We start from the raw sequence: 5,953 nt of genomic DNA on the forward strand, positions 1-5,953 counted from the left end.
AATTCCGGTAAATAACCAGTAGCCGCATTGACCTCTCCCAATGTTTGTACCAAAGAAAATTCTTCATCCGGAGCAATTAAAAGGCCATTTAATTTGTTTGCCCCCACCCCAATATTGTGCCTTCGATTTGTGGGACTACCAGAAAAATTTGATTCGCCCACGCCGAGCAAATCTTTAATGCCCAAATCATTAACATCTCCTATTGTTTGGCGGGGTTTAATTACTCTGCTTACTAGCCTTACTTCGTTCAATTCTCCGCTTTTTATAATTTCTTGCATTATTTTTTCGCAGCTATTTTCCATGTCTAATTTCAAACCGCCAGCGCCTGCTTGAAATTCTACTGCCTTTAATTCATCATCAGTTGAGGTTGAGAGGGTAAAAAGCGGTTCCTTAACTTCAATGTCAATTTCTTTCGCTATGTTTTCTAAAAAAGCAGTAGTTGAAGATTGGTTTATATTAATAATTAGATCATTTTCGTTTTTCAGGTCAAATTTTAACCAAGCCTCTATCTCTTTTTGTTTTATTTCCCAGGTTGCGTCTTCGTATTTTAAAATTAAAGAGCTGCCCTTAAATTTTTCCAAAATTTGCTCGGCTTTAGCCGCAAGAAGCAAGGTATCACCAGCTTTAATTTTTGGGTAATCAATTTTAAGTTTTAATTCAATTGGTTTATCAAAACCAAGGATGGCCGCCCGCCGCTCTAACTCTCTTAAAGCTCCATCATAATCAAAACTATTGCCATATTTTTCGGGTATGACCGAGACCTGATGGTTCTTTATTTCTAGCCGGGCGTCTTGGCCCGGGTTTTCCAGTTCAAAAAAATTTTGGCTAAGAATCTTTTTAAATTCCTCATTGTCAAGAGAATAATCAAGCGCAACTTCTTGTGGTTGAATCAAAAGCAGTAGCTGATATTTAACCTTATTTAAAAAATTTCCTTGCCGGCCTAATTGCCAAGCTTGGTTTAATGTTTGTTCTAAATCAAATCTTAAAATTTCTCGCGCTATGTCTGGATCTTCAGGAGCGATTAATATTGGCGTGATGCGAGTTTCTTTATAATTATCCCCGGTGTCAGCAACAAAAAGAATTCCCTCCCGGTTAATCTTATTTGTTAGGCGATGCAGAGCCTCTCGCGCTTCTTCGGGGGCATAACCGCCGAGATTCATCTTACCAATATAGACGCCGGGATAAATTTTTTGAGCATGGACTTGGTTATAAATAAAAATAGCACCAATGAGAAGAATGATTAAAGTAGAAAAAACACCGGCGATAACAAAAAACCATCTTTTCCAGACGTTTTTATTTTTTTTAACATCTTGAGAAACGTCTTTGGCAATATTCTGGATTTTTTCTAAAGGCGAGCTGGGCATAAAAATATATTATTACTGTAATGGCACATTACAATACCCCCTATAATAATTTTAACACCTTAACGTTGAAAAATCAAAAAAGGGTTGAGAATTTTCAACCCCCGCGCACGTCTTGGAAAATTTTTTTATGTTGATTTTTTTAAAATCTGATTAAGCAGATCTTTAACTATTTCTTCTCTGCCTCGCGCCTCCATTGCATCCGTACTTAAAAACAGCTTTATACCCATTCCTTCTTTTATATCAGCAGGCAAGTTTTCTCGCGGCCATATAATTTTTTGCTTATCATCGGTTTGGATAACCGCCTGCTCATTTTCAAAGCAATCAACCACACCCTTAATAAAAGGTCGATTGTCTGATTCAAAAGCATCATTATTTTTTTTATTGCTAAGATCATTTTTCATTGAATCTAAGCTCCCTTCTTAACTTTAACAATAACAGATTTTGATTTTCTGGCTTTTGGTATTATAATAGTCAAAACTCCATCCTTTAGGGCAGCATCAATTTTATCTGTCCTTACTTCTACTGGTAAAATAATTGAACGGGAGAAGCCGCCCCAGTAGCACTCTTGGTAAAAATAGTTATCTTCTTTGATTTTTTCTTCTTTTTGGCGCTGACCGCGAATTGTAATCATGTCATTTTGGATGGAGATGTCTATGTCCTCTGGCTTGACTCCGGCAATGGTTGATTTAATAACAATATTATTAGCGGTCTGATAAACATCAACAGAAAGCTGGCCTTCATATTCTTCATCCATCCACTCTTCTCCTTCCTCGTCGCTCTTCGGGGGTTCGGCCGGCCCTGGAGCCGCTTGAACCGGCCCTACTGGTTCTATGTTATCTTCAATCTCCACAGGCTGCGGCTCGGGTGTGTTTTGTGACTGTTGTGGTTGTTGTGGTTGCTCGTACCCCTCTGTTTCCGATTCAACACCCGTTAGTTTTTTCCAAAAAGATTTTCTCCTTTTTATGTCACTAGGATTAGCTTGTGGCATATTATTGTCCCTTTATAGCTTTCTACCCCCGCATAGAAAGAGGCAGAGAATTAAAAATTACCATTACCATAGTATAAACTAAATTAAATGAAGAGTCAAATACAATCTTGACTTTACTATAATTTTGAGCTATTATATAGCCATAATAAACTAATTGATTTGTAGATTTGCACAGTAGAAATTTAGAAATTATGCTCGGCCTTGCCTCGCGAAATTAAGAAATCAAGGAGAAATTTTTCCCTTAATTTCTATATTTCTTAATTTTTTTATTTCTCGTATGCCGCCTTCGTCTAGTGGTTAGGACATCAGGTTTTCATCCTGGCAACAGGGGTTCGATTCCCCTAGGCGGTACCAAAGCAACCCTAAAACTAAGTTTGTTCATTGATTTTTTATCAAAGATAATATAAAACTTAAACATGCATAACTGGTCAGTTGATATCAAACAACTAAAAAAAGATAAAAACCAATATGCAATCTGGCGATTAGAGCAATTGGTTAATTTTGGTTTAGGCAAAGATAAATTAAAGCGAAGCGAACTCATAAAGTATTGGCCCAAACTTCATCTTGACCCGCAAAAAAAGAAATATCTTGCTTTTCTTCTATGGCCGCAAAAACAATCTTAACTAACAATCAAAGAAAAATTTTAGAAATAATCAGTCAAGATAATTCTTTGACTGAAAATTTTTATTTAACTGGCGGCACCGCACTGGCCGAATTTTATTTAGGCCACCGCTTATCAGAAGATTTAGACTTTTTTAGCGAAAAAGAATTTGATTCGTCTACTATCGCTGTATTTTGGCAAAAGCATCAGAAATCGTTGGGCATTAAAAAAGTCGCTTATGAACAAAGTTTTAATCGCCAGCTTTTTTTTCTAAAATTAAAAAACGAGACAATAAAAACAGAGTTCACTTATTTTCCCTTCCCTCGCGTTGAGAAAAAAAAGAAAATTAACAAATTAGACATTGACAGCTTAACAGACATTGCGGTTAATAAAATTTTTACGATTTATCAAAAGCCGCGAGCGCGTGATTTTGTTGACTTGTATTTTATCTGTTCTAAACAAGGATGGAATATTGATGATTTGGCAAGAACGGCTAAAAGCAAATTTGATTGGCATATTGATCCTCTACTTCTAGGCTCGCAATTTTTGCAGGCAACAACTGTGAAAGATTTTCCGCGAATGATAATTAAAACAGCCAATAAGGATTGGCAAGATTTTTTTAAAAAACAAGCGGAGATGATTGGTAAGACAAAAGTCATGAAAGATTAAATTATTTTATTTATGCTAATTTTAGGTATCGAAACATCCTGCGACGAAACAGCAGCCGCGTTAGTTAGATTTGACCGCGGTCGTTTTGATATTATATCAAACATCGTTTCTTCGCAAGTTAAAATCCACTCCAAATATGGGGGCATTGTGCCAGAAGTGGCGGCGAGGAATCACGTTGTTAACATAATTCCTGTCGTTGAACAAGCTCTTGAGGAATTTAAGGGCGAGGTGACTATAAAAAGGTTGAAAGAAACAAGACCTTCGGCAAGCTCCCATTCGGGCCTGAGGGCCTCAGGGCCTCGAACGGCAGGTTCTGTCGAAAACAAGAAACAAGAAACAAAGGGCGCGAATGACTTAATTGACGCTATTGCGGTGACTAATGGACCTGGACTGATTACTTCACTTTTAGTGGGCGTTGAGACGGCGAAGGCATTGGCGTACGCGTGGGACAAGCCATTGATTGCAATCAATCATTTAGAGGGACATATTTATTCTGTGATGAAAATACGAGATTATGAAAATATGAAAATAAACGACTTTAATTTTCCGGCACTGGCGCTGATTGTGAGCGGAGGGCATACGCAGTTGGTTTTGATGACGGATTATGGGAGATATAGAATAATTGGCGAGACGCGTGATGATGCGGCTGGGGAGGCGTTTGATAAAGTGGCGAAGTTACTTGGGCTTGGATATCCAGGAGGACCAGTTATCGCGGTTAAGGCAGATGAGTGTCAAAAAATTGGAAACAAGAAACAAGATCTTCGGCAAGCTCAGATTCTATCGAAAACAAGAAACAAGGATACAAAAAAACTCCAAATTACAAGCTCCAAATATCAAATAAATTTACCTCGTCCGATGATTGACTCAAAGGATTTTGATTTTTCGTTTTCGGGATTGAAAACAGCGGTGCTTTATGAAACAAGAAACAAGAAACAAGAAATAAGAAATAAGAAACTAGGAAAAAAGTATATCTCTAAAATGTGCGCTGAATTTCAGCAGGCGGTGATTGATGTGCTTACCGCAAAAACGCTAAAGGCCGCAAAAAAGTATAAGGTAAAAAATGTTATTCTTGCTGGCGGGGTATCGGCGAACAAAAGTTTAAGAGAAAGGTTTAAAAAAGAGTTTGGAAATAAGCTACTCTTGCCGGGCCCAGGACTTTCTACTGATAATGCGGTTATGATCGCTATGGCCGGAGTTCGTCATTTCCGAGAGAGAAATTTTATTGAGCTAAATAAAATAAAAGTGGATCCAAACTTAACTTTATAAATTGTCACTAGTCACTGGTCACTAGCAACTAGGGTTTTGTTGGATTGCGTTTTAAAACGACCCCCAGTGACCAGTGACTATTGACCAGTGACCACGCTATGAAAAAAATAATTACAAAATCAGCACTAGAAACTATGAAACTTGGCGAGAAATTGGCCAACCGTTTTAGGGGCGGCGAGACGATTGCGCTGACTGGGGATTTAGGGACCGGAAAGACGACTTTGATTAAGGGAATTGCCAAGGGACTGGGGGTTAAAAAAAATATTACAAGCCCCACCTTTGTGCTAATGAAAACATATGACACGGATGGACACGGATATAAAACGGATAGCCACGGATCACGGATACGACAACTGTGTCACGCTGACGCTTACAGAATTAATAATGGACAAGAGTTAAAAGATATTGGAATAATGGAATATATTGATGACCCAAGAACTTTGACTATTATTGAGTGGGCGGAAAAGGTGAAGGAAATCTTGCCCCTTTCGACTCGCTCTGCCTCTTCGGCCTTGAGCTCAGAGCCGAAAGGTCGCTCAAGGTCTCACTTGCGTTCGATGATAATTTGGATTAAGATGGGGTATGGGAAAAAAGAAAATGAGAGAGAAATTGAGGTAATTAGTCCTTCAATAGATTAAGGATAAGTAATTTGACTATGCTAGTGTAAAATGCCACACTAATTGGTGTAAAGCTTAACACTTACTAAAAATGATTCTTAACACTAAATCAAAATTGACAAAAAAGCTTCTAGGATATTTCTTTCTTAATCCTGATGCTCGGCTTTATGTTAATGAAATTGCGAGAAAACTTTCGCTTGACCGAGGTAATTTGATAAAAAAGTTGAGAGAAATAGAGAAAGAGGGAATTTTCAATTCTGAATTTCAAGGAAATCAAAGATATTATTTTCTTAACAAAAAATACCTCCTTTATAAAGAGATTCAGAAACTATTTTTAAAAACTCAAGGAATTGAGCGAGAATTAAAAGATGGCCTATGTGAAATTAAGGACATCAAGGAGGCATATCTTTTTGGTTCTTACGTTAAGAATAAAATGGATGCCAATAGT

Annotated in this window: 8 protein-coding genes and 1 tRNA gene; 6 read left to right on the top strand and 3 right to left on the bottom strand. The window is 37.6% G+C overall.

What is annotated here, in order from left to right:
• The 3 genes from KKD20_03530 to KKD20_03540 all read right to left on the bottom strand — a co-directional run.
• Window positions 1–1,364 (bottom strand): peptidoglycan binding domain-containing protein (locus KKD20_03530; GenBank protein ID MBU4332167.1); only part of this gene is annotated, 1,364 nt, incomplete at its 3' end.
• A 125-nt stretch (window positions 1,365–1,489) separates the two neighbouring features.
• Window positions 1,490–1,765: a DUF3006 domain-containing protein gene (locus KKD20_03535; protein ID MBU4332168.1), complete on the bottom strand. Its 276-nt coding sequence runs from the start codon at window positions 1,763–1,765 to the stop codon at window positions 1,490–1,492.
• Window positions 1,766–1,770: 5 nt separating this feature from the next.
• Window positions 1,771–2,352 (bottom strand): Hsp20/alpha crystallin family protein, encoded by a 582-nt coding sequence (locus KKD20_03540; protein MBU4332169.1) that lies wholly within the window; start codon window positions 2,350–2,352, stop codon window positions 1,771–1,773.
• Window positions 2,353–2,631: 279 nt separating this feature from the next.
• On the opposite strand from KKD20_03540, the gene KKD20_03545 reads away from it, so the two are divergent.
• From KKD20_03545 to KKD20_03570, 6 genes are all read left to right on the top strand, one after another.
• A tRNA-Glu gene (locus KKD20_03545) sits at window positions 2,632–2,706 on the top strand.
• Window positions 2,707–2,768: 62 nt separating this feature from the next.
• Window positions 2,769–2,975 (top strand): hypothetical protein, encoded by a 207-nt coding sequence (locus tag KKD20_03550; protein ID MBU4332170.1) that lies wholly within the window; start codon window positions 2,769–2,771, stop codon window positions 2,973–2,975.
• Window positions 2,954–3,622, top strand: a complete 669-nt coding sequence (locus KKD20_03555; GenBank protein MBU4332171.1) for a nucleotidyl transferase AbiEii/AbiGii toxin family protein — start codon at window positions 2,954–2,956, stop codon at window positions 3,620–3,622. The genes KKD20_03550 and KKD20_03555 overlap by 22 nt, the downstream gene beginning before the upstream one ends.
• Window positions 3,623–3,634: 12 nt before the next feature.
• The gene (locus KKD20_03560; GenBank protein MBU4332172.1) at window positions 3,635–4,888 is read left to right on the top strand and encodes a tRNA (adenosine(37)-N6)-threonylcarbamoyltransferase complex transferase subunit TsaD; all 1,254 of its coding nucleotides are present in this window, start codon (window positions 3,635–3,637) and stop codon (window positions 4,886–4,888) included.
• A 98-nt stretch (window positions 4,889–4,986) separates the two neighbouring features.
• The gene (tsaE, locus tag KKD20_03565) at window positions 4,987–5,526 is read left to right on the top strand and encodes a tRNA (adenosine(37)-N6)-threonylcarbamoyltransferase complex ATPase subunit type 1 TsaE (protein MBU4332173.1); all 540 of its coding nucleotides are present in this window, start codon (window positions 4,987–4,989) and stop codon (window positions 5,524–5,526) included.
• Window positions 5,527–5,596: 70 nt separating this feature from the next.
• A partial coding sequence (locus KKD20_03570; protein MBU4332174.1) for a winged helix-turn-helix domain-containing protein occupies window positions 5,597–5,953 on the top strand: 357 nt, incomplete at its 3' end.

It is taken from the genome of Patescibacteria group bacterium (assembly GCA_018896645.1).
Taxonomy (GTDB): domain Bacteria; phylum Patescibacteriota; class Patescibacteriia; order UBA2591; family JABMQE01; genus JAHIMF01.

Coding starts and splice junctions, on each gene's coding strand:
- KKD20_03535 (MBU4332168.1), bottom strand. CDS start 1,765: ATGAAAAATGATCTTAGCAATAAAAAAAATAATGATGCTTTTGAATCA.
- KKD20_03540 (MBU4332169.1), bottom strand. CDS start 2,352: ATGCCACAAGCTAATCCTAGTGACATAAAAAGGAGAAAATCTTTTTGG.
- KKD20_03550 (MBU4332170.1), top strand. CDS start 2,769: ATGCATAACTGGTCAGTTGATATCAAACAACTAAAAAAAGATAAAAAC.
- KKD20_03555 (MBU4332171.1), top strand. CDS start 2,954: ATGGCCGCAAAAACAATCTTAACTAACAATCAAAGAAAAATTTTAGAA.
- KKD20_03560 (MBU4332172.1), top strand. CDS start 3,635: ATGCTAATTTTAGGTATCGAAACATCCTGCGACGAAACAGCAGCCGCG.
- tsaE (MBU4332173.1), top strand. CDS start 4,987: ATGAAAAAAATAATTACAAAATCAGCACTAGAAACTATGAAACTTGGC.